We start from the raw sequence: 23,548 nt of genomic DNA on the forward strand, positions 1-23,548 counted from the left end.
CCTACGACTTTACGCTACAACCCACGGGGCATACGACCAACAGTGTGTACAATCCAGTAGCGAAATGTCTACATCTTTTAGCCTGAAATGCGCTCCAACATGCTCGGATCGGTCAATGGCAACACCCAGCGTCGCTGCCCGGGCTTGAGGCCACCCCTGCGGGAACGATCCAGCACCCACCCGCGCGCTTCGACCTGGCGTCCCTTGAGGTTATCGAAGAAGCTGGCGGGGAAGTTGCGCTGCAGACGAGCGGGAACCTGCAGCACCAGGGTACTGCCCAGGGTCAGCCAGACCCCACCACGATTTCGCTCGATACCTTCGATACGACCACGCACAACAGCGAAACCTGACTGCCTGACATTGCCTGCAGCCACTACGGGCGAATGCCGCCACAGGCCAACGCCAGCCTGGCGCGCAGCTTGTTCGGCAAGCTGCTGACAACCACTGAAACGCACATTGGGGGCAATGGCCACGCGGTAGCCCAAGCCCTCGCTAAGCAATTGTGCTTCCAGATTGTCGCCATTGCGGCTGTAGATGTGCGCCAGTGTGCGACCATACTTGTCCTTACCTTCAACACCAGGCACCAGCCCGACACGATCGTCATTGGCCTTTACCAAGGCCTGCAATCGCCGCCTGGCAGCTTCGGCATAGGGCTCACTGGTACGCCCCTTGCGGCCTATTTCCGGGGCATTGATACCGATCAGCCGCACACTGCGGCCATCGACCAGACGCAAGGTGTCGCCATCAACCACCTGTCGTACCGCTACCCATTGGGGCTTGTCCGGCTGTGGGCAGAACGCCAGGACCGGGAAATGCCAGATAACGCCCACAAAAAAGGCGCCCACAAGGGACGCCTTCTTCAGCAACAATGCGAAACCCGAAGGATTCGCCATGCGCATGATTACTTCTTGGCACCGAACATGCCGAAGCGATCGGCGAACTTCTGTACGCGACCACCGGTGTCCAGAACTTTCTGCTTACCGGTGTAGAACGGGTGGCACAGGTTGCAAACGTCGATCGACAGGACGTTGCCCAGGGTCGAACGAGTTTCGAACTTGTTACCGCAGCTGCAGGTGACTGCAACTACTTCGTAGTTCGGGTGGATACCTTCTTTCATGGTCACTTCCTCGAGCTGCGTGCCGCCACCCAACACCAATTGTTGAATACCGCACGTAATTAGGCGGCGAATAATACCAGAGCACACCGTCAGCGCAAGATGTCGCTTGCACCGACCGTCGTCTGCTAGGCTCGCCAGTCCTTGTAACGCCCTCCGAGACTTTCCGCGTGTCCGACGTCATCCTGCGCCTTGCCCTGCCCTCTCCGCTGCGGCGCCTGTTCGACTACAAGGCGCCGGCGAGCATGGCGCGCCTGACCTTGACCCCTGGCATGCGCATCCGCGTGCCCTTTGGCCGCCGCGAAATGATCGGCGTGCTGATAGAGGTGTGCACGCAGAGCGAAGTGCCCGCCGACAAACTGAAGCCTGCCAGCGCCCTGCTCGACCCGGTGTCCCCCATCCCCGCGTCGCTGTTCAAGTTGTGCCTGTGGACCGCCCAGTACTACCAGCACAGTCTGGGCGATACCCTGAGCTGGGCGCTGCCCACGCTACTGCGCCAGGGCGAGGCCGCCGAGATGCGCCAGGAACGCTTCTGGCACATAGCCCCTGGCGCCCGCCTGGAAGACCCGCGCATCGCCCGCGCGCCGCGCCAGCGCGACGCCCTCAAGACCCTGGCTCAGCACCCGCATGGCGTGGCCCACAGCCTGCTGGCCAAACTCAACCTGAACAAGGACAGCCTCGACCTGCTGCTGGCCAAGGATCTGGTGCAGATCGAGACGCGCCGCCACTTGCCGGCACTACGCCATGAGCACTGGCTGGCACAGCCGGAACTGCCGCTCAACGAAGAGCAACGCGAAGCCTTCGACGCCGTGTGCGAGGGTTTTGGCGGTTTCGGCGCGTTCTTGCTGGCCGGCGTCACCGGCAGTGGCAAGACCGAGGTCTACCTGCAACTGATCCGTGAAACCCTGGAAGCCGGCAAGCAGGCGCTGGTGCTGATCCCGGAGATCAACCTCGGCCCGCAAACCCTGGCCCGCTTCGAGCAACGCTTCAACGCGCGCATTGCCCTGCTGCACTCTGCGGTGAACGACCGCGAACGCCTGGATGCCTGGCTGGCGGCACGGGACGGCGAGGCCGATATCATCATCGGCACCCGCTCGGCATTGTTCACGCCGATGAAAAACCCCGGCCTGATCATCATCGACGAAGAGCACGACGGCTCCTATAAACAGCAGGAAGGCCTGCGGTACCACGCCCGCGACCTGGCGCTGGTACGCGCTCACCAGGAGAACATCCCGATCCTGCTCGGTTCCGCCACACCCTCGCTGGAAACCCTGCATAACGCCCTGACCGGCCGCTACCGCCTGCTGCGTATGAACCAACGCGCCGGGGGGGCACGCCCGCCGCGCATGCTGCGCCTGGATGTGAAGAGCCTGCCACTGGACAGCGGTATCAGCGGCCCGCTGCAGCAGGCTATCCGACAGACGCTGGAGGCCGGCCAACAAGTGCTGGTGTTTCTCAACCGCCGCGGCTTTGCTCCAACCCTGCTGTGCCACGATTGCGGCTGGCTGTCCGAATGCCCACGCTGCGATGCGCGCATGACCGTGCACCAGCGCTCCGGCGTGCTGCGCTGCCACCACTGTGGCTATGACGAACGCCTGCCGCACCAGTGCCCGCAATGCAACCACGTCGACCTGCGCCCGGTCGGTGCCGGTACCGAGCGCGCCGAAGAGCGCCTGAAGGTGCTGTTCCCGGATTACCCGATCCTGCGCGTGGACCGCGACAGCACGGCGCGCAAGGACGCCATGCACAACCTGTTCAGCACCATCCAGCGCGGCCAGCCGAGCATCCTCGTCGGCACCCAGATGCTCGCCAAGGGCCACCACTTCCCGCGGGTGACCCTGGTGGCCATCCTTGATGCCGATGGCGGGCTGTTTTCCGGTGACTTCCGCGCCAGCGAGCGCATGGCACAACTTATCGTACAGGTGGCCGGACGGGCCGGACGGGCCGAAGAGCCCGGCAAGGTCATCATCCAAACCCACCTGGCCGACCACCCACTGCTGGTCCAGCTAACCGAGCAAGGCTACTTCGCCTTCGCCGAACAGGCCCTGGACGAACGCCGAGCCGCCGGGCTGCCGCCCTACTCGCACCTGGCCTTGCTGCGTGCCGAAGCACACAAGCCGGGGCAGGCCGAAGGTTTCCTCGACGAAGCCTGTGCCGCCGCCGAGCGTCTGGTGGCCGAACAGCGCCTGCCGGGTATCGAACTGCTGGGCCCGGTACCGGCGCCCATGGAGCGCCGCGCCGGACGATTCCGCGCACAATTGTTGATACAGGCCAATACCCGGGCGCCGTTGCATCGACTGATCAGCGCCTGGTTGCTAGTGTTGGAGCAGTTGCCGAGCGGGCGCCAGGTGCGCTGGTCGCTGGATGTCGACCCGGTAGACCTGTATTGAGCTGCAAGCTGCGAGTTGCCAGCCGCAAGCAAGCGCCGGGCGGGTGCGATGCCGCTTTTTCTTGCCGCTTGTGGCCCCCAGCTTGCCGCCCAAAGGTTGGCAACCTGCTCCCGGCAACGGATAATGCCCAGTTTTTCCACCTGCGCATCCAGGCGCTCACCGCGCTTGCGGTCGAAAAGAGATCCCCATGAAAGACACCATTCGCCAGCTGATCCAGCAAGCCCTCACCCAACTCGTCACCGACGGTGTGCTGCCTGAAGGGCTGTCGCCGGCGATCCAGGTGGAAAACGCCCGGGACAAGACCCACGGCGACTTCGCCAGCAACATCGCCATGATGCTGGCCAAGCCGGCCGGCATGAAGCCGCGCGACCTCGCCGAAAAACTGATCAACGCCCTGCCGGCCAGCGCCGACATCAGCAAGGTCGAGATTGCAGGCCCCGGCTTCCTCAACTTCTTCCAGAACACCGACGCCCTGGCCAACCGCCTGGATGCCGCCCTGGCCGACGCCCACCTGGGTGCGCGCAAAGCCGGCCCGGCGCAAAAGGTGGTGATCGACATGTCGGCACCCAACCTGGCCAAGGAAATGCACGTCGGCCACCTGCGCTCGACCATCATCGGTGACAGCGTTGCGCGCGTGCTGGAGTTCCTGGGCGACAACGTCATCCGCCAGAACCACGTCGGCGACTGGGGTACCCAGTTCGGCATGCTGATGGCCTACCTGCAGGAAAACCCGATCACCAGCGACGAGCTGTCGGACCTGGAAAACTTCTACCGCGCGGCGAAGAAACGCTTCGATGAATCGGAAGAGTTCGCCACTCGCGCTCGCGGCCTGGTGGTCAAGCTGCAAGCCGGTGACCCCGAGTGTCTGGCCCTTTGGACACGCTTCAAGGACATCTCGCTGTCGCACTGCCAGAAGACCTATGAGCTGCTCAACGTCAAGCTGACCATGGCCGACGTGATGGGCGAAAGTGCCTACAACGACGACTTGGCCAACGTGGTGGCCGACCTCAAGGCCAAGGGCCTGCTGGTCGAAGACCAGGGCGCCCAATGCGTGTTCCTCGAAGAGTTCAAGAACAGCGACGGCGACCCCCTGCCGGTGATCGTGCAGAAGGCTGACGGCGGCTATCTGTACGCCACCACCGACCTGGCTGCCGTGCGTTACCGCAGCAACGTGTTGAAGGCTGACCGCGCACTGTACTTCGTCGACCAGCGCCAGGCCCTGCACTTCAATCAGGTGTTCGAAGTGGCCCGCCGCGCTGGCTTCGTCGGCCACCCGATGCAAATGGAGCACATGGGCTTCGGCACCATGAACGGCGCCGACGGCCGCCCGTTCAAGACCCGTGACGGCGGCACCGTGAAGCTGATCGACCTGCTCACCGAGGCCAAGGAGCGCGCCTACGCGCTGGTCAAGGAAAAAAACCCGAGCCTGGCCGACGACGAACTGCGCCACATCGGCGAGGTGGTGGGCATTGGCGCGGTGAAATACGCCGACCTGTCCAAGCACCGCACCAGCGACTACAGCTTCAACTTCGAGTTGATGCTCAACTTCGAAGGCAACACCGCGCCTTACCTGCTGTACGCTTACACCCGCGTAGCCGGCGTGTTCCGCAAGCTGGGCAAAGGCTTTGACGAAGTCGACGGCAAAATCCTGCTGCAAGCTGCCCACGAGCAGGACTTGGCCGCGCGCCTGGCGCAGTTTGGCGAAATCCTCAACAACGTCGCCGAAAAAGGCACGCCGCACGTGCTGTGCAGCTACCTGTACGACTTGGCCGGCCTGTTCTCCAGCTTCTACGAGAACTGCCCGATCCTCGCAGCCGAAACCCCTTCGCAGCAGCAGAGCCGGCTGCGCCTGGCCGCCCTGACTGGCCGCACCCTCAAACAAGGTCTGGAACTGCTCGGCCTGGAAACCCTGGAGCGCATGTAAGTTGGCTGCCAAGAAAAAACCTGCCCCGAAACGCGGCGCCAGCCGCCAGACGGCACCGGCCAAACAGCCGATCCCCGGCTGGGTATGGCTGGCGGTCGGCCTGACCGTAGGCGCGTTCATCGTGTTCCTGATGAAGCTCGAACCCGGTGGCGATGACATCAAGCGCACCAAGCCCGAGCAGGAGAAACCGGCGAAAGCGGCCGAAGCCGGCAAGCCCGCGCAAGCCACCCCGCAACAGCCGGTGAAGCCGAAGTACGACTTCTACACCCTGCTGCCGGAGTCTGAGGTGATCGTGCCGCCGGAAGCCGTACCGGAGAAAACCCCACCGGTGCCGGCCCAGCCGGTAACCCCGGTGACACCAGCAGAAGCGGCGAAAATCGACACGGCGAGGGCCCAGGCAGCGTTGCTCGGCCAGACCCCGCCACCGCCACCACCCGTGATCAAACCGGCGGCGACCACGCAGTACTTCCTTCAGGCCGGCTCGTTCCGCAAGCAGGCCGATGCCGACAAGGTACGGGCACAGATCATCCTGCTGGGCCAGTCCGTGAAAGTGGAGTCGGGCACGGTCAAGGATGAAACCTGGTACCGCGTGCTGGTCGGGCCGTTCAGCAACCGCGAGCAGTTGACCGGGGCACAGAAGCAGCTGGCTGGGGCCGGGTTCAGCAACCTGTTGCTGCAACAGCGGCAGACCCGTCAGTAACGAAGAAGGCCTTGCCGCAGCGGTGCGACAAGGCCTTCTTTATATGGACAGCATTGCCCGTGAAGGGGCTGTAAAGCAGCCCCGCTACCGTCAGCCCCGCCCCGCATTCCTTTCGGACACCTGGCTGTTCAACGTCCAGAAGTCATACAGCACCCCCACCAGGAACAACCCGCCGGTAAAGAAGTAGATGATCGCGGTGATCCACTTGCCCTGATACAGCCGGTGCAGGCCAAACACCCCCAGGAAGGTCAGCAGGATCCAGGCGATGTTGTAGTCGATACGCCCGGACTGAAACCTCAGGTCGGCTTCACGGTCCATGGACGGGATCAGGAACAGGTCGATCAACCAGCCAATGCCCAGCAAGCCCAAGGTGAAGAACCAGATGGTCCCGGTAATCGGCTTGCCGTAATAGAAACGATGGGAACCGGTGAAGCCGAAAATCCACAGCAGGTAGCCGATGGTTTTGCTGTGGGTGTCGTGAAAGGGCACCCCCTGTTGATAACTGTTCATTCATAGCCCCTGTGGGTTATCCGAAAATTTTCTAAGAAAAAATGTGACTTTTTCGTCGCAAGCCGACATACGGCGCCTGGCAATCGACCAACGGATCAATAACTGATCAAAAAGCTGTTATAAAGTTGCGCGCCAACACATAACTATTCATAAGAGCTTCATCTATGCCGCCTTTGATCAAGACATGGCTGACCCTCTGCCTATTATTGCCCCTGGCCGCCCACGCCACCAATCGTGAGCAACGTCTTCCCAATGGTTTCACCGGCTACACGACCAACGCCTCGGTGAAACGCGCACCAGTCAAACAGACCGCGCTACGCGCCCGCCCGAGCAATGCCGCCAGCAGCCGCGGTGCGAATGTCGCCGCCATGTCGCCTAAGCAAAGCAGCGATGTGCTGAGCCGTGCGGTAAATGTGCTCGGTACCCCTTATGTTTGGGGCGGCAGCAGCCCGAAAAAAGGCTTTGACTGCAGCGGGCTGGTCAAATACGCCTTCAACGACGTCGCCGACGTCGACCTGCCGCGCACCTCCAATGCCATGGCCCGGGGCCACGGGGTGAAGGTGGCCAAGGGTGATCTGAAGCCTGGCGACCTGATCTTCTTCAACATCAAGAGCCGTCGGGTCAATCACGTAGCCATCTATCTGGGTAACGACCGCTTCATCCACGCTCCACGTCGTGGCAAGCGGGTGAGTATCGACACCTTGAGCAAGCCTTACTGGCAGAAGCACTACGTGGTGGCCAAGCGGGTGCTGCCGAAAGAGCAGCAGCTGAGTCTGGCCAAGCGTTAATCTGATCGGCGCTATCCGGTACCGGCCCCTTCGCGGGCACGCCCGCTCCCACACGTAGCGCGTCGCTCTCGCGGGCAGCGCCATACCTGTGGGAGCGGGCGCGCCCGCGAAAGGGCCTTTGCAGGTACTACAAGCCTTTGATCAACCCTCGCTCCCTCAGCCTCCGCAACGCCCCCTCCATCGTCAGCATCCCCTCCGCCGCCCCGCCCTGCATCACTGAAGACAACTGCGCCAACCGCCCCTCCCGAACCAGGTTACGCACCGCCGGCGTCGCCACCAGCACTTCCCGCGCCGCCACCCGCCCACCCCCTACGCGCCTGACCAGCACCTGCGCGACCACCAGGCGCAGCGACTCGGCCAGCATCGCCCGCACCAACGGCTTTTCCTCGGCAGCAAACACCTCCACCAACCTGTCGATGCTGCTGGTCGCCGAACGCGCATGCACGGTTGCCAGCACCAGGTGCCCGGTTTCGGCCGCGCGCAGGGCCAGGCGAATGGTTTCCAGGTCGCGCAACTCGCCGATCATGATCACGTCCGGGTCCTGGCGCAGCGCACTGCGCAGCCCCTGAGCAAAGCCGCGACTATGGCGCCCCATCTCACGCTGGTTGACCAGGCTGCGCTGGCTGGCATGGATGACCTCGACAGGGTCTTCCAGGGTAATGATGTGCAGCGCCCGCTCGCGGTTCAGCTGGTCGAGCAGCGTTGCCAGGGTGCTGGACTTGCCACTACCGGTCGGCCCGCCCACGAGGATCAAGCCATCCCGGCAATGCGCAACAGCTTGAAACACATCCGCAAGGTCCAGCTCACTCACCGTCGCAATGCGCCCCGGGATCAGCCGAAAGGTAATCGCCGGGCCATTCAACTGGCGAAACAGGTTCAGCCGAAAGCGCCCAAGCGCCGGCAACTCCAGCGCAAGGTCCATTTCATCGCCTTGGGCCCACTGCCGGCGCTGATCGTCATCCAGCACGCTGGCCATGCCCTCGATCAAGGCACCCTGATTCAACGGCGGCAAGCCCATACGCTGCAACTCGCCATCCAGGCGCAGCATCGGAATCTGGCCCGTCGCCAGGTGCAGGTCTGAAGCCCCCGCATCCACAGCTCGGGCCAACAGGTCGGTCACATCCATAAGACTCCCCAAAGGCCTTCAAGCAGGTAGAATGCCGCAGACCCCACAGCTGCCGGCATCGATCCATGTCCACCCTAGCAGACAACCTTTCCGCGATTTCCGCCCGTATCGCCAGTGCTGCCCAGGCAGTCGGGCGTGATCCGGCCAGCGTCCAGTTGCTGGCCGTGAGCAAGACCAAGCCCGCCAGCGCTATCCGCGAGATCCATGCCGCCGGTGTGCACGACTTCGGGGAGAATTACCTACAGGAAGCACTGACAAAGCAGCAGGCCCTCAGCGACTTGCCCTTGATCTGGCACTTCATCGGCCCCATTCAGTCGAACAAGACCAAAGCCATCGCCGAGCATTTCGACTGGGTGCATTCCGTGGACCGCCTGAAAATTGCCCAACGCCTGTCGGAACAGCGCCCCGCCGGGTTGGCGCCGCTGAACATCTGCCTGCAGGTAAACGTCAGCGGCGAAGACAGTAAATCCGGCTGCACCCCGGCCGACCTACCCGCGTTGGCCAAAGCCGTAGCCGCACTGCCCAACCTGCGCCTGCGCGGGCTGATGGCAATCCCGGAACCCACCGAAGACCGCGCCACCCAGGAGGCCGCCTTCGCCAGCCTGCGCAAGTTGCAGGAAGGCCTGGGGCTTGGCCTGGACACCCTGTCCATGGGCATGAGCCACGACCTGGAAGCGGCCATCGCCCAGGGCGCGACGTGGGTACGGATTGGCACGGCCCTGTTCGGAGCCCGCGACTACGGCAACACCTGATTCCATGCTTCACTCACTCTTTTCCACAAGGACCTGACATGAGCAAGACACGTATTGCCTTTATCGGCGCCGGCAACATGGCCGCCAGCCTGATCGGTGGTCTGCGTGCCCAGGGCCTGGACGCCTCGCAGATCCGCGCCAGCGACCCGGGCGCCGAGACCCGCAGTCGCATCCAGGCCGAGCACGGCATTGAAGCCTTCGAGGACAACGCCCAGGCCATCGATGGCGCTGACGTCATCGTGCTGGCGGTCAAGCCACAAGTCATGAAAACCGTATGTCAGGCACTGCAACCCAACCTGCAGGATGGCCAGCTGATCGTTTCCATCGCCGCCGGCATCACGTGCGCCAGCCTGCAAAGCTGGGTGGGCGCTCGCCCGGTGGTGCGCTGCATGCCCAATACCCCGGCATTGCTGCGCCAAGGCGTGAGCGGCCTGTACGCCACCGCTGAAGTGTCCGGCGAACAGCGTCAGCATGCCGAACAACTGCTGTCGGCCGTGGGCACCGCCCTGTGGCTGGAGCAGGAGCAGCAACTGGACGCCGTGACAGCTGTGTCCGGCAGTGGCCCGGCGTACTTCTTCCTGCTGATCGAGGCCATGACCGCGGCAGGCGAAAAACTCGGCCTGCCACGCGAAACAGCCTCCCAACTGACCTTGCAGACGGCCCTGGGCGCCGCGCGCATGGCAGTTGCAAGCGACGTCGATGCCGCTGAACTGCGCCGCCGCGTCACTTCGCCCGCCGGCACCACGGAAGCGGCGATCAAGTCGTTCCAGGCCAGCGGCTTCGAAGCCATCGTCGAGCAGGCGCTGCAGGCTGCAGCCACGCGCTCTGCCGAGCTGGCCGAACAACTGGGCAAATAAGGAGCCTTAGATGAATGCACTGTCAGGCGCCGCGATTTTCGTGGTGCAAACCCTGGTCAGCCTTTACCTGGTAATCGTCCTGCTGCGCTTCGTGCTGCAACTGGTCAAGGCCAACTTCTACAACCCGCTGTGCCAGTTCGCCGTTCGTGCCACCCAACCGCTGCTCAAGCCGATCCGCCGGATCATCCCTAGCGTTGGCGGGCTGGATACCTCGTCGCTACTGCTGGCGGTGGTCATCCAGGCCTTGCTGATGGGCTTTGTGCTGATGGTCACCTACGGTACCTTCGGCGACGTCCTGCACCTGCTGATGTGGGCGATCATCGGCATCACCTCGCTGTTCCTGAAGATTTTCTGGGTGGCGATGATCGTCATGGTGATCGTTTCCTGGGTTGCACCCAACAGCCACAACCCGGCGGCCGAACTGGCCTACCAGATCAGCGAGCCGGTGCTGGCGCCGTTCCGCCGCCTGGTGCCAAATCTGGGTGGCATGGACATCTCGCCGATCTTCGCCTTCCTGGCGATCCAGGTGGTCCAGTCGTTTGTCATGCCCCCGCTGGCCGCCTACGCCGGCATGCCTCAAGAGCTGTGGCGAATGATCTGAGGCTCGCCAGCGCCAGCTTGCCCCCAGTCGCAAGCCTTTGCTTGCCGCTGGGGGTAGCGCTCTTTAGACTTACGCCTCCGTCAAGCGTGAGCAGGGTCGATGTCAACTGTCTTTCCCGAAGATTCCGTCGGTCTGGTAGTACCGCAAACCGCCCGGTTCGATGAACCGCTGGCACTGGCCTGTGGCCGTTCACTGGCCAGTTACGAACTGGTCTACGAGACCTATGGCACCCTGAACGCCAGCGCGAGCAACGCCGTGCTGATCTGCCATGCCCTGTCCGGCCATCACCATGCCGCTGGCTACCATGCCGCCACCGACCGCAAGCCGGGCTGGTGGGACAGCTGCATCGGCCCCGGCAAGCCGATCGATACCAACCGCTTCTTCGTGGTCAGCCTGAACAACCTCGGCGGCTGCAACGGCAGTACCGGCCCCAGCAGCGTCAACCCTGCCACCGGCAAACCGTATGGCGCCGACTTCCCTGTACTGACCGTAGAGGACTGGGTACACAGCCAGGTGCGCCTGGGCGAGCGCCTGGGCATCCAGCAATGGGCCGCTGTCGTCGGCGGCAGCCTTGGCGGCATGCAGGCACTGCAATGGACCATCAGCTACCCCGAGCGTGTGCGTCATTGCGTCGACATTGCCTCGGCGCCCAAGCTGTCGGCGCAGAACATCGCCTTCAACGAGGTGGCGCGCCAGGCCATTCTCACCGACCCTGAGTTCCATGGCGGTTCGTTCCAGGACCAGGGCGTGATCCCCAAGCGCGGCCTGATGCTGGCGCGCATGGTAGGCCACATTACCTATCTGTCCGATGATTCGATGGGTGAAAAATTCGGCCGTGAGCTGAAAAGCGACAAGCTCAACTACGACTTCCACAGCGTCGAGTTCCAGGTCGAAAGCTACCTGCGCTATCAGGGCGAGGAGTTTTCCGGCCGTTTCGACGCCAACACCTACCTGCTGATGACCAAGGCACTGGACTATTTCGACCCGGCCGCCACGCACGGTGGTGATCTGGCCGCCACCCTGGCCCACGTCACGGCGGACTACTGCATCATGTCGTTCACCACCGACTGGCGCTTCTCTCCGGCCCGTTCGCGCGAGATCGTCGACGCGCTGATGGCCGCGCGCAAGAACGTCTGCTACCTGGAGATCGATTCGCCCTACGGGCACGATGCTTTCCTGATTCCCACACCTCGCTACATGCAGGGTTTCTCGAACTACATGAACCGCATTGCCATCTGAGGACAGCATGAGAGCCGATCTGGAAATCATCCACGACTGGATCCCCGCCGGCAGCCGGGTACTCGACCTGGGCTGCGGTAGCGGCGAACTGCTGGCCTCGCTGCGTGACCGCAAACAGGTCACCGGCTATGGCCTGGAAATCGACGCCGACAATATCGCCGCCTGCGTGGCCAAGGGCGTCAACGTCATCGAACAAGACCTGGACAAAGGCCTGGGCAACTTCGCCAGCAACAGCTTCGACGTGGTGATCATGACCCAAGCCCTGCAGGCCGTGGAATACCCCGACCGCATCCTCGACGAAATGCTGCGGGTGGGCCGTCAGTGCATCATCACCTTCCCAAACTTCGGCCACTGGCGCTGCCGCTGGTACCTGGCGACCAAAGGCCGCATGCCGGTATCGGACTTCATGCCGTATACCTGGTACAACACGCCGAACATCCACTTCTGCACCTTCGCCGACTTCGAAGAACTTGTGCACGAACGCCGAGCCAAGGTACTGGACCGCCTGGCGGTCGACCACTTGCACCGCAACGGGTGGGGTGGCCGGCTATGGCCTAATCTTCTAGGTGAGATCGGCATCTACCGCGTCAGCAGTCCGGGCCTGCAAGAGCACCAGCTCGCGGTCTGACGCCCACCGGAGGAATCGCCCCATGCGTCGCCTAGCCCTGTTCCTGATCAGCCTGTGCCTGGCCCTGCCAGTACTGGCTGCCGATGCCGCACGCCCCGAGCGCAAGGAGGTATTTGGCGACGTGACGGTGCACTACAGTGCATTCACCTCGAGCATGCTCACACCCGAGGTGGCCGCGGCCACCGGCCTGGTGCGCAGCAAGAACCAGGGCGTGCTCAACATTACCGTCCTCAAGGCCAGCAAACCTGCCACGGCGGTGATCAGCGGCACGGTCAAGGACCTGACCGGGCGCAGCAGCCCGCTGTCGTTCAAGCAGATTACCGAACAGGGCGCGGTGTACTACATCGCCCAGTTCAAGATCGACCAGCCAGAAACCGTCACCTTCGACCTCAACATCGAAACCGGCGGCATCAGCAACTCTCTCCGCTTCAACCAGGAAGTGTTCCCAGGCGAATGATGAATTTCCAGCAACTCGTATTGGCCAGCCACAACGCCGGCAAACTCAAGGAACTCCAGGCCATGCTCGGCCATTCCGTGCAACTGCGCTCGATTGGTGAGTTCAGCCAGGTGGAGCCGGAAGAAACCGGCCTGTCGTTCGTCGAGAACGCCATCCTCAAAGCGCGCAACGCCGCCCGCATTTCCGGCCTGCCGGCCCTGGCCGATGACTCTGGCCTGGCGGTGGACTTCCTCGGTGGCGCGCCGGGCATCTACTCGGCGCGCTATGCCGATGGCAAAGGCGACGCGGCAAACAACGCCAAGCTGCTCGAAGCCTTGAAAGACGTGCCTGAAGCTGAGCGCAGTGCACAGTTCGTCTGCGTGCTGGCGCTGGTGCGCCACGCCGACGACCCGTTGCCGATCCTGTGCGAAGGCCTGTGGCACGGGCGCATCCTGTTCGAGGCCAGCGGCGACCAGGGCTTTGGCTACGACCCGCTGTTCTGGGTACCGGAGCGCAACTGCTCCAGCGCCGATCTAGCCCCCGCAGACAAGAACCAGCTCAGCCACCGCGCCCGTGCCATGGCCCTGCTGCGCACACGTCTGGGCCTGGCATGATCGAAATGCTGTCGCCCCCCGGCGCAGCAGGCTTTAGCAGCCTGCCGCCGCTGGCGCTGTACATCCACATTCCGTGGTGCGTACGCAAATGCCCTTATTGCGACTTCAACTCCCACGCTGCCGGGCCTGAGCTACCGGAAGATGCCTACGTCACAGCCCTGCTCGACGACCTCGACCAGGAACTGGCTGCCGTACAAGGCCGCCCGATCAGCTCGATCTTCTTCGGTGGCGGTACGCCAAGCCTGTTCAGTGCCAACGCCCTTGGCCGGCTACTGCGTGGCGTAGAGCAACGTATTCCGTTCGCGCCAGACATCGAAATTACCCTGGAAGCCAACCCGGGCACCTTCGAGCAGGACAAGTTCAAGGCCTACCGGCAGACCGGCATCAACCGTCTTTCGATCGGTGTGCAGAGCTTCCAGCCAGCCAAGCTGGAGGCACTGGGGCGCATCCACAATGGCGACGAAGCGGTTCGAGCCGCCGGCATGGCGCGCGCGGCCGGTTTCGACAATTTCAACATGGACCTGATGCACGGCCTGCCCGACCAGTCGCTGGACGACGCGCTGGGTGACCTGCGCCAGGCCATCGACCTGGGGCCGACCCACCTGTCGTGGTATCAGCTGACCGTGGAGCCGAACACGGTGTTCTGGAACCAGCCGCCAGAGCTGCCCGAAGACGACATCCTCTGGGATATTCAGGAAGCCGGCCAAGCGCTGATGGCCGAGCACGGCTACCGCCAGTACGAGGTATCGGCCTACGCCCAGGCAGGCCGCGCCGCCCGGCACAACCTCAACTACTGGCGCTTCGGTGACTTCATCGGCATTGGCGCTGGCGCTCACGGCAAGCTCACCTTTGCCGACGGGCGCATCCTGCGTACCTGGAAGACCCGCCTGCCCAAGGACTACCTGAACCTGGCCAAGCCGTTCAGGGCCGGCGAGAAGCTGCTGCCAGTCGATGAACTGCCGTTCGAGTTCCTGATGAACGCCCTGCGCCTGACCGATGGCGTGGAAGCCGAACTGTTCACCCAGCGCACCGGCTTGCCACTGGCACAGCTGCAGGAAGCACGCCGTGCCGCCGAACAAAAGGGCCTTTTGCAGGTCGAACCGGATCGACTGGTGGCCACCCCAAGGGGCCAGCTGTTCCTCAATGACCTGCTGCAGTATTTCTTGACCTGAGGATGACCCATGGATCTGGTACTTGATCTGCTCGCGACGGTTTCCCGCTGGAGCCGCAGCAACCTGTCGGAGATTTCACTGGCCTTGGTAGGCTGCCTGCTGGTGTTGTTCGGCACCGATGTCAAAGCCTGGGCCGAGCAACGCCTGGGCGGCCTCGCCGGCGCCCTGCGCGTGCCGTTCATGGCGCTGATGGTGATGATCGGCAGCGGTGCTGCGCTGATCTATGCCACGCCATGGGTGGTGAAAGGCCTGAGCCAGTTCAACAACTATGCGTTGGCGCCTGTGTTGCTGGTGGTACTGGTGTTGATTGGCGTGGTGGCGGATCGCCGCGGCTGAGCTAATGGCCCCTGGGTCAACTGTCTTGCTCAACATTTGAAAGACCTGCGCGGCCGCCCGTAGGAGCGGGTTTACCCGCGAAGAGGCCGGCCCTGCTGGCCAATTTCCACCCGCCGTTCACCGTTGCCGCCGCCACCGTATTCGCGGGTAAACCCGCTCCTACACAGATTGGTGGTGGACACACATCGGTGGCTGGACACAGCCCACCCGTAGGAGCGGGTTTACCCGCGAAAGGGCCGGCCCTGCTGGCCAATTTCCACCCGCCGTTCACCTTTGCCGCCGCCACCGTATTCGCGGGTAAACCCGCGCCTACACCGGATTGGTGGTGGGCGCACATCGGTGGTTGTACACAGGCCGCCCGTAGGAGCGGGTTTACCTGCGAAAGGGCCGGCCCTGCTGGCCAATTTCCACCCGCCGTTCACCGTTGCCCCCGCCACCGTATTCGCGGGTAAACCCGCTCCTACACAGATTGGTGGTGGACACACCTCGGTGGTTGTACACAGGCCGCCCGTAGGAGCGGGTTCACCCGCGAAAGGGCCGGCCCTGCTGGCCAATCTCCACCCGCCGCTCACCGTCGCAGCCGCCCGCGAACACCGGCAAAGCCGGTGCCATCCACCGCGTTGGTTTCTTCGCGGGCATGCCCTGAGGTGTTGTGTATTACCGAAAAAAAACCGCCCTTCTCAAGGCGGTTATTTTCGCCTGCATTCCTGCCGGCATCAGCACATCGAAAAGCCGTATCAGCCGCTCAATCCACCTTCTCGAACTTCAAGTCCCACACCCCATGCCCCAGCCGCTCACCGCGGCGTTCGAACTTGGTGATCGGGCGCTCTTCGGGGCGCGGCACATAGGTGCCGTCTGCCGCACGGTTGCGATAGCCAGGAGCTGCGCTCATCACTTCCAGCATGTACTCGGCATACGGCTCCCAATCGGTGGCCATGTGGAACACACCACCGGGCTTGAGCTTGCGACGTACCAGCTCGGCAAACTCCAGCTGGACAATGCGGCGCTTGTGGTGACGTGCCTTGTGCCAAGGGTCTGGGAAGAACAGCATCAACCGATCGAGGCTGTTATCCGCCACGCAGCGGTTCAGCACTTCGATGGCATCGCAGTCATACACCCGCAGGTTTTTCAGCCCCTGGGTCAGCACGCCATTGAGCAGCGCGCCAACACCCGGGCGGTGCACTTCCACACCGATGAAGTCCTGCTCAGGGGCGGCGGCCGCCATTTCCAACAGGGAATGGCCCATGCCGAAGCCGATCTCCAAGGTGCGCGGGGCCGAACGGCCGAACACCTGGTCGTAGTCCACCGGGCTATCAGCCAGTGGCAGGATGTACAGCGGGCCGCCTTGATCCAGGCCGCGTTGCTGGCCTTCGGTCATGCGCCCGGCACGCATCACGAAGCTCTTGATGCGGCGGTGTGGGCGGGCTTCGCCGTCGGGGGTGATCGGCGTATCGTGCGATTCAGTCATCAGTTGCTCTTACTTGATCAGACCATCCAGCGGCGAAGAGGCGCTGGCATAGAGTTTCTTCGGCATACGGCCGGCCAGGTAGGCCATGCGACCCGCGACAATGGCGTGTTTCATGGCCTCAGCCATCAGCACCGGCTGCTGGGCGTGGGCGATGGCCGAGTTCATCAGCACTGCCTCACAGCCCATTTCCATGGCGATGGTGGCGTCGGATGCGGTACCCACGCCAGCATCGACCAGCACCGGCACCTTGGATTCTTCCAGGATGATCTGCAGGTTGTAGGGGTTGCAGATACCCAGGCCGGTGCCAATCAGGCCGGCCAACGGCATGACAGCAATACAGCCGACTTCGGCCAGCTGACGGGCGATGATCGGGTCGTCGCTGGTGTAGACCATGACATCGAAACCTTCCTTGACCAGCACTTCGGCGGCCTTGAGGGTTTCGATCACGTTGGGGAACAGGGTTTTCTGGTCGGCCAGCACTTCCAGCTTCACCAGCGTCCGGGACTCGTGCGATTTGCGCCCATCGAGCAGTTCGCGGGCCAGACGGCAAGTGCGTACCGCTTCCACCGCGTCAAAGCAGCCTGCAGTGTTCGGCAGGATGGTGTACTTGTCGGGCGACAGTACATCGAGCAGGTTCGGCTCGCCCGCGTTCTGGCCAAGGTTGGTGCGGCGCACAGCGACAGTGACGATTTCGGCACCCGAGGCCTCGGTGGCCAGGCGGGTTTCTTCCATGTCACGGTACTTGCCGGTACCGACCAGCAGGCGCGACTGGAAAGTACGCCCGGCCAGGGTGAAGGGCTTGTCGCTACGAACGTTGCTCATCGTTGTTCCTCGGGAAAAGGTTGCAGGGCTTGCTTGTGAACCGCCGGGCTGCTGTCAGCCGCCACCGATGGCGTGGACCACTTCGACCTGGTCGCCGTCATTCAGCAGCGTGCTGTCGTGCTGGCTACGCGGCACGATATCCAGGTTCAGTTCCACTGCAACACGGCGCCCGGTCAGTTCCAGGCGCGCCAGCAGGGCTGCAACGCTTTCGCCGGCAGGCAGTTCGTAAGGTTCACCGTTCAATTTAATGCGCATGCGCACGGCCACCATTGTTCTTTGGGGCCAGCATTCTAGCGCCGAACCGCCCTGCAACCCAAGGGCGGTGCGCGCCATTAGTCGTGATTGTGGACCACTCGGTCAGCCCAGCCGCCAGGCTGCCAGGCCCAGGCACAGCCAGCCGACAAGGAAGCACAAGCCACCAATCGGGGTGATGATGCCAAGCTTGCCAAGGCCACTGAGGGTCAGCAGGTACAGGCTGCCGGAGAACAGCACGATGCCCAACGCAAACAGGCCGCCAGCCCACCCGACCAGGCGCCCGGGCAGGTGCGCCGAGAGCACCGCAACGCCGAAGATCGCCAAGGCATGGACCAGTTGGTAAGTCACGCCGGTATGGAAGATCGCCAGGTAGTCAGCCGTCAGCCGGTTTTTCAGGCCATGAGCGGCGAAGGCGCCCAGGGCGACACCGGTAAAGCCAAAAAAGGCGGCAAGCATCAGGAAGCTGCGAAGCATGGGACGACTCCTTGTATCGGGTCTGTATAATGGCCCCTTCCACCCTTAGGGCCAAGCCATCGACATGCTGTCAACGCTTATCCGTCGCCTCTCCCGCGCCCTGCTCTGGTTCGTTGCCGGCAGCATCGTGCTGGTGCTGGTGTTCCGCTGGGTACCACCGCCCGGCACGGCGCTGATGGTCGAGCGCAAGGTACAGTCATGGGTGAATGGTGAACCGATCGACCTGCAGCGCGACTGGGAGCCATGGGAGAACATCTCCGATGAGCTCAAGGTTGCGGTCATTGCTGGCGAGGACCAGAAGTTCGCCAACCACTGGGGCTTCGACCTCCCGGCCATTCAGGCGGCGCTGGCCCACAACGAGCGTGGCGGCAACATTCGCGGCGCCAGCACCCTGACCCAACAAGTGGCCAAGAACCTGTTTCTGTGGTCAGGCCGCAGCTGGTTTCGCAAGGGGCTGGAGGCCTGGTTCACCGCCCTGATCGAGCTGTTCTGGTCGAAGGAACGGATTCTCGAGGTCTATTTGAACAGCGCCGAGTGGGGCAAGGGCGTGTTTGGTGCCCAGGCAGCGGCGCGCTATCACTTTGGCGTCGACGCCAGCAGGCTCAGCCGCCAGCAGGCAGCGCAGCTGGCTGCGGTGCTGCCAAGCCCAATCAAGTGGAGTGCCAGCCGACCGAGTGCCTACGTGGCCAGCCGGGCCGGCTGGATTCGCCGGCAGATGAGCCAGTTGGGTGGGCCCAGCTACCTGATGCAGCTGGACTCCTCCAGAAAGCTTTGAATGCAGGCCCGGCCCTTTCGCGGGTAAACCCGCTCCTACGGGCAACCGCATACCCGGCCTCTTCGCGGGTAAACCCGCTCCTACGGGCAACCACATCCCCGGCCTCCTCGCGGGCAAACCCGCGCCTACGGGCAACCGCCCCCCCGGCCTCCTCGCGGGCAAACCCGCGCCTACGGGCAACCGCATCCCCTGTAGGAGCGGGTTTACCCGCGAAGAGGCCGGCAAAGCCAGCACAAACAAAAAAGCCGCTCACCCCATCAGGGCCAGCGGCTTTTCTTTACAACCCAGACTCGATCAGGCAGCGATCAGGGCCTTGACCTTGTTCATCGCATTCTTCTCCAACTGGCGAATACGCTCAGCCGATACGCTGTACTTGTCTGCCAGTTCATGCAGCGTGGCCTTCTCTTCCGCCAGCCAACGCTGGTAGAGAATGTCGCGGCTACGCTCGTCCAGGCCCTGCAGCGCTTCGTGCAGGTTGCTGGTGGAGTTGTCACTCCAGTCGGCATCCTCAAGCTGCACCGCCGGATCGTAACGGTGATCTTCCAGGTAATGCGCAGGCGACTGGAAGGCGCTGTCGTCGTCAGCTTCCGCTGCCGGGTCAAAGGCCATGTCCTGGCCGCTGAGGCGGCTTTCCATCTCGCGCACTTCGCGCGGCTCGACGCCAAGGCTTTCCGCCACGCGATGCACTTCGTCGTTGTTCAGCCACGCCAGGCGCTTCTTCTGGCTACGCAGGTTGAAGAACAGCTTGCGCTGAGCCTTGGTGGTAGCCACTTTGACGATGCGCCAGTTGCGCAGAATGAACTCGTGGATCTCTGCCTTGATCCAGTGCACGGCGAACGACACCAGGCGCACGCCCATTTCCGGGTTGAAGCGCTTGACGGCTTTCATCAGGCCGACATTGCCTTCCTGGATCAGGTCAGCCTGGGCCAACCCGTAGCCGGCGTAACTACGGGCGATATGTACGACGAAACGCAGGTGGGCCATCACCATCTGACGAGCGGCCTCGACATCCTGCTCATAATAGAGACGCTCGCCCAGATCACGCTCCTGCTCGACCGTCAGCAGCGGGATGCTGTTGACCGTGTGCACATAGGCTTCCAGGTTTGCACCGGGTACCAGGGCATAGGCAGGTTGCAACGATGTGGTCATTCAAGAACCTCCGACTTACAAAACTCGCACCTTGTGGGCGCTGCCAACATTGACCTGGAACGACGGTACAAGTTCCGCAGTGAAGAAAATGTCAATGCTGGCACGTAAAAACTATCGCGGCGCCAGCTCGTTCAAGTGGCGGGCGACTGCAATCCATGCACCGATATACCCCAACAACACTGCTCCGATCAAGAGCGACAGACCATCGGAAGCCGGAACGCCGCCCAGGGCGAAGTCACTGCCATACAGCCCGGAAAGCCCTACCACCGCCTCGTTCAGCCAGTTCAGGCCAAACGCCAGGATGCCCCACGCCAGCAGGCCTGCGCCCAGGCCATACAGGGCGCCCATGTACAGGAAAGGCCGGCGCACGTAGGCGTCGGTGCCGCCGACCAGCTTGATCACTTCGATCTCGATACGACGGTTTTCAATGTGTAGACGAATTGTGTTACCGATTACTAACAACAGGGCAGAAATCAGCATCACGGCCAGGCCGAAGACGAAGCGGTCACCCAGCTTGAGGATGGCTGCCAGGCGCTCGACCCAGACCAGGTCCAGTTGCGCCACGTCCACCCGCGGCAGCTCCGACAGGCGCTGACGCAAGGCGTCCAGGGCCGGTTTGTCGACCTCGGTCGGGGTTACCACCACCACACCCGGCAGTGGGTTGTCTGGCAGTTCGCGCAAGGCCTCGCCCAGCCCGGACTGCTGCTGGAACTCCTCCAGGGCCTGCTCGCGGCTGACATACTGGGCGTCCGCCACGCCAGGCATGCCCTTGATCTCGTCGCGCAGCGCTTCGCCATCGCGGCTGCCGGCATCGAGCTTGAGGTACAGCGAAATCTGCGCAGCGCGTTGCCACGAACCGCCAAGCTGCTCGACGTTCTTCAGCAACAAGGACAGGCCCATCGGCATGCTCAGCGCCACGGCCATGACCAGGCAAGTGAAGAAGCTGCCGATCGGCTGCTTGCCCAGGCGGCGCAGGCTGTCGGCCAAGCTGGCACGGTGGCTTTCCAGCCAGGCATGCAGCAGGGTGCGGAAGTCCGGGCCATCATCGTCTTCACCGCGTTTTTTCTTCGCAGGTTGCGGATCTGCCGGTTTCGGTGCGACCCGCTCAGAAACCTTCGGCGTACGTGTTGTGTTCATTGCCCGGCCTCCCCATCGCCGATCAAGCGGCCGCGTTGCAAGGTCAGCATGCGGTGACGCATGCGCGCAATCAGCGCCAGGTCGTGGCTGGCGATCAATACCGTCGTGCCCAGGCGGTTGATGTCCTCGAACACGCCCATGATCTCTGCAGCCAGGCGCGGGTCGAGGTTACCGGTGGGCTCGTCGGCCAGCAGCAGAGCCGGCTGGTGAACGATGGCGCGGGCGATACCCACTCGCTGCTGCTGCCCGGTGGACAGGTCGGCCGGGAACAGCTCGCCTTTGTCGGACAGCGATACACGCTCCAGAGCCGAGTCCACGCGCTTGGCGATCTCGACCTTGGACAGGCCGAGAATCTGCAGCGGCAAGGCAATGTTGTTGAACACGGTGCGGTCGAACAACAGCTGATGGTTCTGGAACACCACGCCGATTTGCCGGCGCAGGAACGGGATTTGCGCATTGCTGATCTGGCCCAGGTCCTGCCCTGCCAGCATCAGCTTGCCGCTGGTCGGGCGCTCCATGGCCAGCAACAGGCGCAGCAAGGTGCTCTTGCCAGCGCCCGAATGGCCGGTGACGAACAGGAATTCGCCCCGGCGCGCCCGGAAACTCAGCTCATGCAAACCCACATGACCGTTGGGATAGCGCTTGGCAACCTGCTCGAATCGGATCATGGTCAATCTCGCTCGGCGAACAGAGCCTTGACGAACGGCTCGGCTTCGAAGGTACGCAGGTCGTCGATGCCTTCACCGACGCCGATGAAACGGATCGGGATGTTGAACTGCTTGGCCAGGGCGAAGATCACCCCGCCCTTGGCAGTGCCGTCCAGCTTGGTCAGGGCCAGGCCGGTCAGCTCGACGCTCTGGTTGAAGTACTTGGCCTGACTGATGGCGTTCTGGCCGGTGCCGGCGTCAAGCACCAGCAGCACCTCGTGCGGCGCCTCAACGTCGAGCTTGCCGATGACCCGGCGGACCTTCTTCAGCTCTTCCATCAGGTTGTCTTTGGTGTGCAGGCGGCCGGCAGTGTCGGCGATCAGCACGTCAACGCCACGTGCCTTGGCGGCCTGCACGGCATCGAAGATTACCGAAGCAGAGTCGGCACCCGTGTGCTGGGCGATCACCGGAATCTGGTTACGCTCACCCCACACCTGCAACTGCTCGACCGCCGCTGCGCGGAAGGTATCACCGGCAGCCAGCATGACCTTCTTGCCTTCCAGTTGCAGCTTTTTCGCCAGTTTGCCAATGGTGGTGGTCTTGCCGGCGCCGTTCACGCCAACCACAAGGATCACATAGGGTTTGTTCTGGGCCTGCACATTCAGCGGCTGCTCGACCGGGCGCAGCAGCGCAGCCAGTTCTTCCTGCAACGATTTGTACAGGGCATCGGCATCGGCCAACTGCTTGCGCGCGACCTTCTGGGTCAGGTTCTGGACAATGGCCGATGTAGCCTCCACACCCACGTCGGCAGTCAGCAGGCGCGTCTCGATTTCGTCGAGCAGGTCGTCGTCGATGACCTTCTTGCCGAGGAACAGGCTGGCCATGCCCTCGCCGATGCTGGCACTGGTCTTGGACAGGCCTTGCTTGAGGCGCGCGAAGAAGCCGGGCTTGGCCTGTTCAACGGGTGCAGCAACAGGGGCTGGTGCCGCGCGTTCCGGGATTGCGGGCGGTGCCTTCGGCTCCAGGTCCGGCACCAGGGCCACGGGCTCTTCGGCAACCGGCAGCACCAGGTTGCTGACCGGCGCTGCGGCCTCGACAGGGGCAGACTCGACAGGGGCCGCCTGCAAGGGCATGGACGCAACCGGCTGCGGTGCAGGTGCCACCAGCGGCTGGGATGCGACCGGCTCTGGCTCAGGCGCCTGCAACGGCTGGGACGCAACCGGTTCAGGGACGGGGGCCTCGACTACCGGGGGCCGGGGGGGGGCCGCGAGCGGCTGCGGCTCAGCTAGCTGTGGGGCCGCAACGGCCTGAACGGGTTCGGGGGCCTGTGGCGCTTCGGCGGCAGATCCCTCGACCGGAGCGGCTGCAGACTGCTCGACAGCGGGGGGTTCATGCGCGGGCACGCCCGCTCCCGCAGGTGGCTGCGGCTTCTTGCGAAACCAGCTGAACAGGCCTTTCTTCTCACCAGCCTCGGCCGGCGCTTTTTTGTCGTCGTTGGAACCAAACATGGAAGACGGCTATCTCAGGGTAGCGATAGGCCAGCTACGGCCAATCGGGAATTCTCTCTACGCAGAACAGACTATCTTGAAGCCGGCTGGTTCATGCGCAACGTTTTGACTTAGTGTCCTGTGGGC

The 23,548-nt window shown here is 63.2% G+C and carries 25 protein-coding genes and 1 pseudogene; 14 read left to right on the forward strand and 12 right to left on the reverse strand.

Features of this window, described 5'->3' with window-relative positions:
• Positions 1-77 precede the first annotated feature (77 nt).
• Complete coding sequence (locus AC3RCM_RS25870; protein WP_198747877.1) at positions 78-899, reverse strand: thermonuclease family protein; 822 nt, start codon at positions 897-899, stop codon at positions 78-80.
• Between the two features lie 2 nt (positions 900-901).
• On the reverse strand, positions 902-1,117 hold the full coding sequence (rpmE, locus tag AC3RCM_RS25875) for a 50S ribosomal protein L31 (RefSeq protein ID WP_003249127.1): 216 nt from the start codon (positions 1,115-1,117) through the stop codon (positions 902-904).
• 167 nt (positions 1,118-1,284) lie between these two features.
• Here rpmE and AC3RCM_RS25880 point away from each other — a divergent pair, with 167 nt between their 5' ends.
• From AC3RCM_RS25880 to AC3RCM_RS25890, 3 genes are all read left to right on the forward strand, one after another.
• Positions 1,285-3,504: a primosomal protein N' gene (locus AC3RCM_RS25880; RefSeq protein WP_010955632.1), complete on the forward strand. Its 2,220-nt coding sequence runs from the start codon at positions 1,285-1,287 to the stop codon at positions 3,502-3,504.
• Between the two features lie 187 nt (positions 3,505-3,691).
• Positions 3,692-5,428, forward strand: coding sequence for an arginine--tRNA ligase (argS, locus tag AC3RCM_RS25885; RefSeq protein ID WP_104962718.1), 1,737 nt, complete (start codon positions 3,692-3,694; stop codon positions 5,426-5,428).
• Position 5,429: 1 nt separating this feature from the next.
• Positions 5,430-6,128, forward strand: coding sequence for an SPOR domain-containing protein (locus AC3RCM_RS25890; protein WP_014859104.1), 699 nt, complete (start codon positions 5,430-5,432; stop codon positions 6,126-6,128).
• A gap of 90 nt (positions 6,129-6,218) precedes the next feature.
• Here AC3RCM_RS25890 and AC3RCM_RS25895 read toward each other — a convergent pair whose 3' ends face one another.
• The gene (locus tag AC3RCM_RS25895; protein WP_010955634.1) at positions 6,219-6,638 is read right to left on the reverse strand and encodes an NINE protein; all 420 of its coding nucleotides are present in this window, start codon (positions 6,636-6,638) and stop codon (positions 6,219-6,221) included.
• Positions 6,639-6,802: 164 nt separating this feature from the next.
• Between AC3RCM_RS25895 and AC3RCM_RS25900 the strand changes: the two genes are divergently transcribed.
• Positions 6,803-7,426: a C40 family peptidase gene (locus AC3RCM_RS25900; RefSeq protein WP_020191289.1), complete on the forward strand. Its 624-nt coding sequence runs from the start codon at positions 6,803-6,805 to the stop codon at positions 7,424-7,426.
• A 127-nt stretch (positions 7,427-7,553) separates the two neighbouring features.
• Here AC3RCM_RS25900 and AC3RCM_RS25905 read toward each other — a convergent pair whose 3' ends face one another.
• The gene (locus tag AC3RCM_RS25905; RefSeq protein ID WP_104886948.1) at positions 7,554-8,552 is read right to left on the reverse strand and encodes a type IV pilus twitching motility protein PilT; all 999 of its coding nucleotides are present in this window, start codon (positions 8,550-8,552) and stop codon (positions 7,554-7,556) included.
• A 65-nt stretch (positions 8,553-8,617) separates the two neighbouring features.
• On the opposite strand from AC3RCM_RS25905, the gene AC3RCM_RS25910 reads away from it, so the two are divergent.
• The 9 genes from AC3RCM_RS25910 to AC3RCM_RS25950 all read left to right on the forward strand — a co-directional run bounded on the left by AC3RCM_RS25910 (position 8,618) and on the right by AC3RCM_RS25950 (position 15,187).
• Positions 8,618-9,304, forward strand: a complete 687-nt coding sequence (locus AC3RCM_RS25910; RefSeq protein ID WP_010955637.1) for a YggS family pyridoxal phosphate-dependent enzyme — start codon at positions 8,618-8,620, stop codon at positions 9,302-9,304.
• Between the two features lie 38 nt (positions 9,305-9,342).
• On the forward strand, positions 9,343-10,161 hold the full coding sequence (gene proC / locus AC3RCM_RS25915) for a pyrroline-5-carboxylate reductase (RefSeq protein ID WP_492629257.1): 819 nt from the start codon (positions 9,343-9,345) through the stop codon (positions 10,159-10,161).
• A 10-nt stretch (positions 10,162-10,171) separates the two neighbouring features.
• Complete coding sequence (locus AC3RCM_RS25920) at positions 10,172-10,762, forward strand: YggT family protein (protein WP_003249110.1); 591 nt, start codon at positions 10,172-10,174, stop codon at positions 10,760-10,762.
• A gap of 99 nt (positions 10,763-10,861) precedes the next feature.
• A complete protein-coding gene (metX, locus tag AC3RCM_RS25925; protein WP_010955639.1) occupies positions 10,862-12,001 on the forward strand; it encodes a homoserine O-succinyltransferase MetX in 1,140 nt (379 codons plus the stop codon).
• Between the two features lie 7 nt (positions 12,002-12,008).
• Positions 12,009-12,629 carry a methionine biosynthesis protein MetW gene (gene metW / locus AC3RCM_RS25930; RefSeq protein WP_003249106.1) on the forward strand — a complete coding sequence of 207 codons (621 nt, stop codon included), beginning with the start codon at positions 12,009-12,011 and terminating at the stop codon, positions 12,627-12,629.
• A 22-nt stretch (positions 12,630-12,651) separates the two neighbouring features.
• A complete protein-coding gene (locus AC3RCM_RS25935; RefSeq protein ID WP_020192921.1) occupies positions 12,652-13,086 on the forward strand; it encodes a DUF4426 domain-containing protein in 435 nt (144 codons plus the stop codon).
• Positions 13,083-13,679, forward strand: coding sequence for an RdgB/HAM1 family non-canonical purine NTP pyrophosphatase (gene rdgB / locus AC3RCM_RS25940; RefSeq protein ID WP_064490852.1), 597 nt, complete (start codon positions 13,083-13,085; stop codon positions 13,677-13,679). Before AC3RCM_RS25935 ends, rdgB begins: the two co-directional genes overlap by 4 nt.
• A complete protein-coding gene (gene hemW, locus AC3RCM_RS25945; RefSeq protein WP_064490851.1) occupies positions 13,676-14,851 on the forward strand; it encodes a radical SAM family heme chaperone HemW in 1,176 nt (391 codons plus the stop codon). The genes rdgB and hemW overlap by 4 nt, the downstream gene beginning before the upstream one ends.
• A 9-nt stretch (positions 14,852-14,860) precedes the next feature.
• On the forward strand, positions 14,861-15,187 hold the full coding sequence (locus AC3RCM_RS25950; RefSeq protein WP_003249095.1) for a DUF3392 domain-containing protein: 327 nt from the start codon (positions 14,861-14,863) through the stop codon (positions 15,185-15,187).
• A gap of 745 nt (positions 15,188-15,932) precedes the next feature.
• Here AC3RCM_RS25950 and trmB read toward each other — a convergent pair.
• The 4 genes from trmB to AC3RCM_RS25970 form a co-directional block, all read right to left on the reverse strand.
• Positions 15,933-16,655: a tRNA (guanosine(46)-N7)-methyltransferase TrmB gene (trmB, locus tag AC3RCM_RS25955; RefSeq protein ID WP_004575478.1), complete on the reverse strand. Its 723-nt coding sequence runs from the start codon at positions 16,653-16,655 to the stop codon at positions 15,933-15,935.
• Positions 16,656-16,664: 9 nt separating this feature from the next.
• Positions 16,665-17,477 (reverse strand): thiazole synthase, encoded by an 813-nt coding sequence (locus AC3RCM_RS25960; protein WP_003249091.1) that lies wholly within the window; start codon positions 17,475-17,477, stop codon positions 16,665-16,667.
• Between the two features lie 54 nt (positions 17,478-17,531).
• A complete protein-coding gene (gene thiS, locus AC3RCM_RS25965) occupies positions 17,532-17,732 on the reverse strand; it encodes a sulfur carrier protein ThiS (protein WP_003249090.1) in 201 nt (66 codons plus the stop codon).
• 102 nt (positions 17,733-17,834) lie between these two features.
• Positions 17,835-18,206: a DUF423 domain-containing protein gene (locus AC3RCM_RS25970; RefSeq protein WP_010955645.1), complete on the reverse strand. Its 372-nt coding sequence runs from the start codon at positions 18,204-18,206 to the stop codon at positions 17,835-17,837.
• 29 nt (positions 18,207-18,235) lie between these two features.
• On the opposite strand from AC3RCM_RS25970, the pseudogene mtgA reads away from it, so the two are divergent.
• Positions 18,236-18,981 (forward strand): annotated as a pseudogene (gene mtgA / locus AC3RCM_RS25975) (monofunctional biosynthetic peptidoglycan transglycosylase).
• Positions 18,982-19,275: 294 nt separating this feature from the next.
• Here the strand turns inward: mtgA and rpoH are convergent.
• From rpoH to ftsY, 4 genes are all read right to left on the reverse strand, one after another.
• The gene (gene rpoH / locus AC3RCM_RS25980; RefSeq protein ID WP_003249083.1) at positions 19,276-20,130 is read right to left on the reverse strand and encodes an RNA polymerase sigma factor RpoH; all 855 of its coding nucleotides are present in this window, start codon (positions 20,128-20,130) and stop codon (positions 19,276-19,278) included.
• 111 nt (positions 20,131-20,241) lie between these two features.
• A complete protein-coding gene (gene ftsX / locus AC3RCM_RS25985; protein WP_010955647.1) occupies positions 20,242-21,267 on the reverse strand; it encodes a permease-like cell division protein FtsX in 1,026 nt (341 codons plus the stop codon).
• A complete protein-coding gene (ftsE, locus tag AC3RCM_RS25990) occupies positions 21,264-21,935 on the reverse strand; it encodes a cell division ATP-binding protein FtsE (RefSeq protein WP_003249079.1) in 672 nt (223 codons plus the stop codon). Before ftsE ends, ftsX begins: the two co-directional genes overlap by 4 nt.
• Before the next feature lie 2 nt (positions 21,936-21,937).
• On the reverse strand, positions 21,938-23,422 hold the full coding sequence (gene ftsY / locus AC3RCM_RS25995) for a signal recognition particle-docking protein FtsY (protein WP_336087628.1): 1,485 nt from the start codon (positions 23,420-23,422) through the stop codon (positions 21,938-21,940).
• Positions 23,423-23,548 lie beyond the last annotated feature (126 nt).

The sequence above is a fragment of the Pseudomonas sp. GW823-FHT05G12 genome (genome assembly GCF_058795575.1).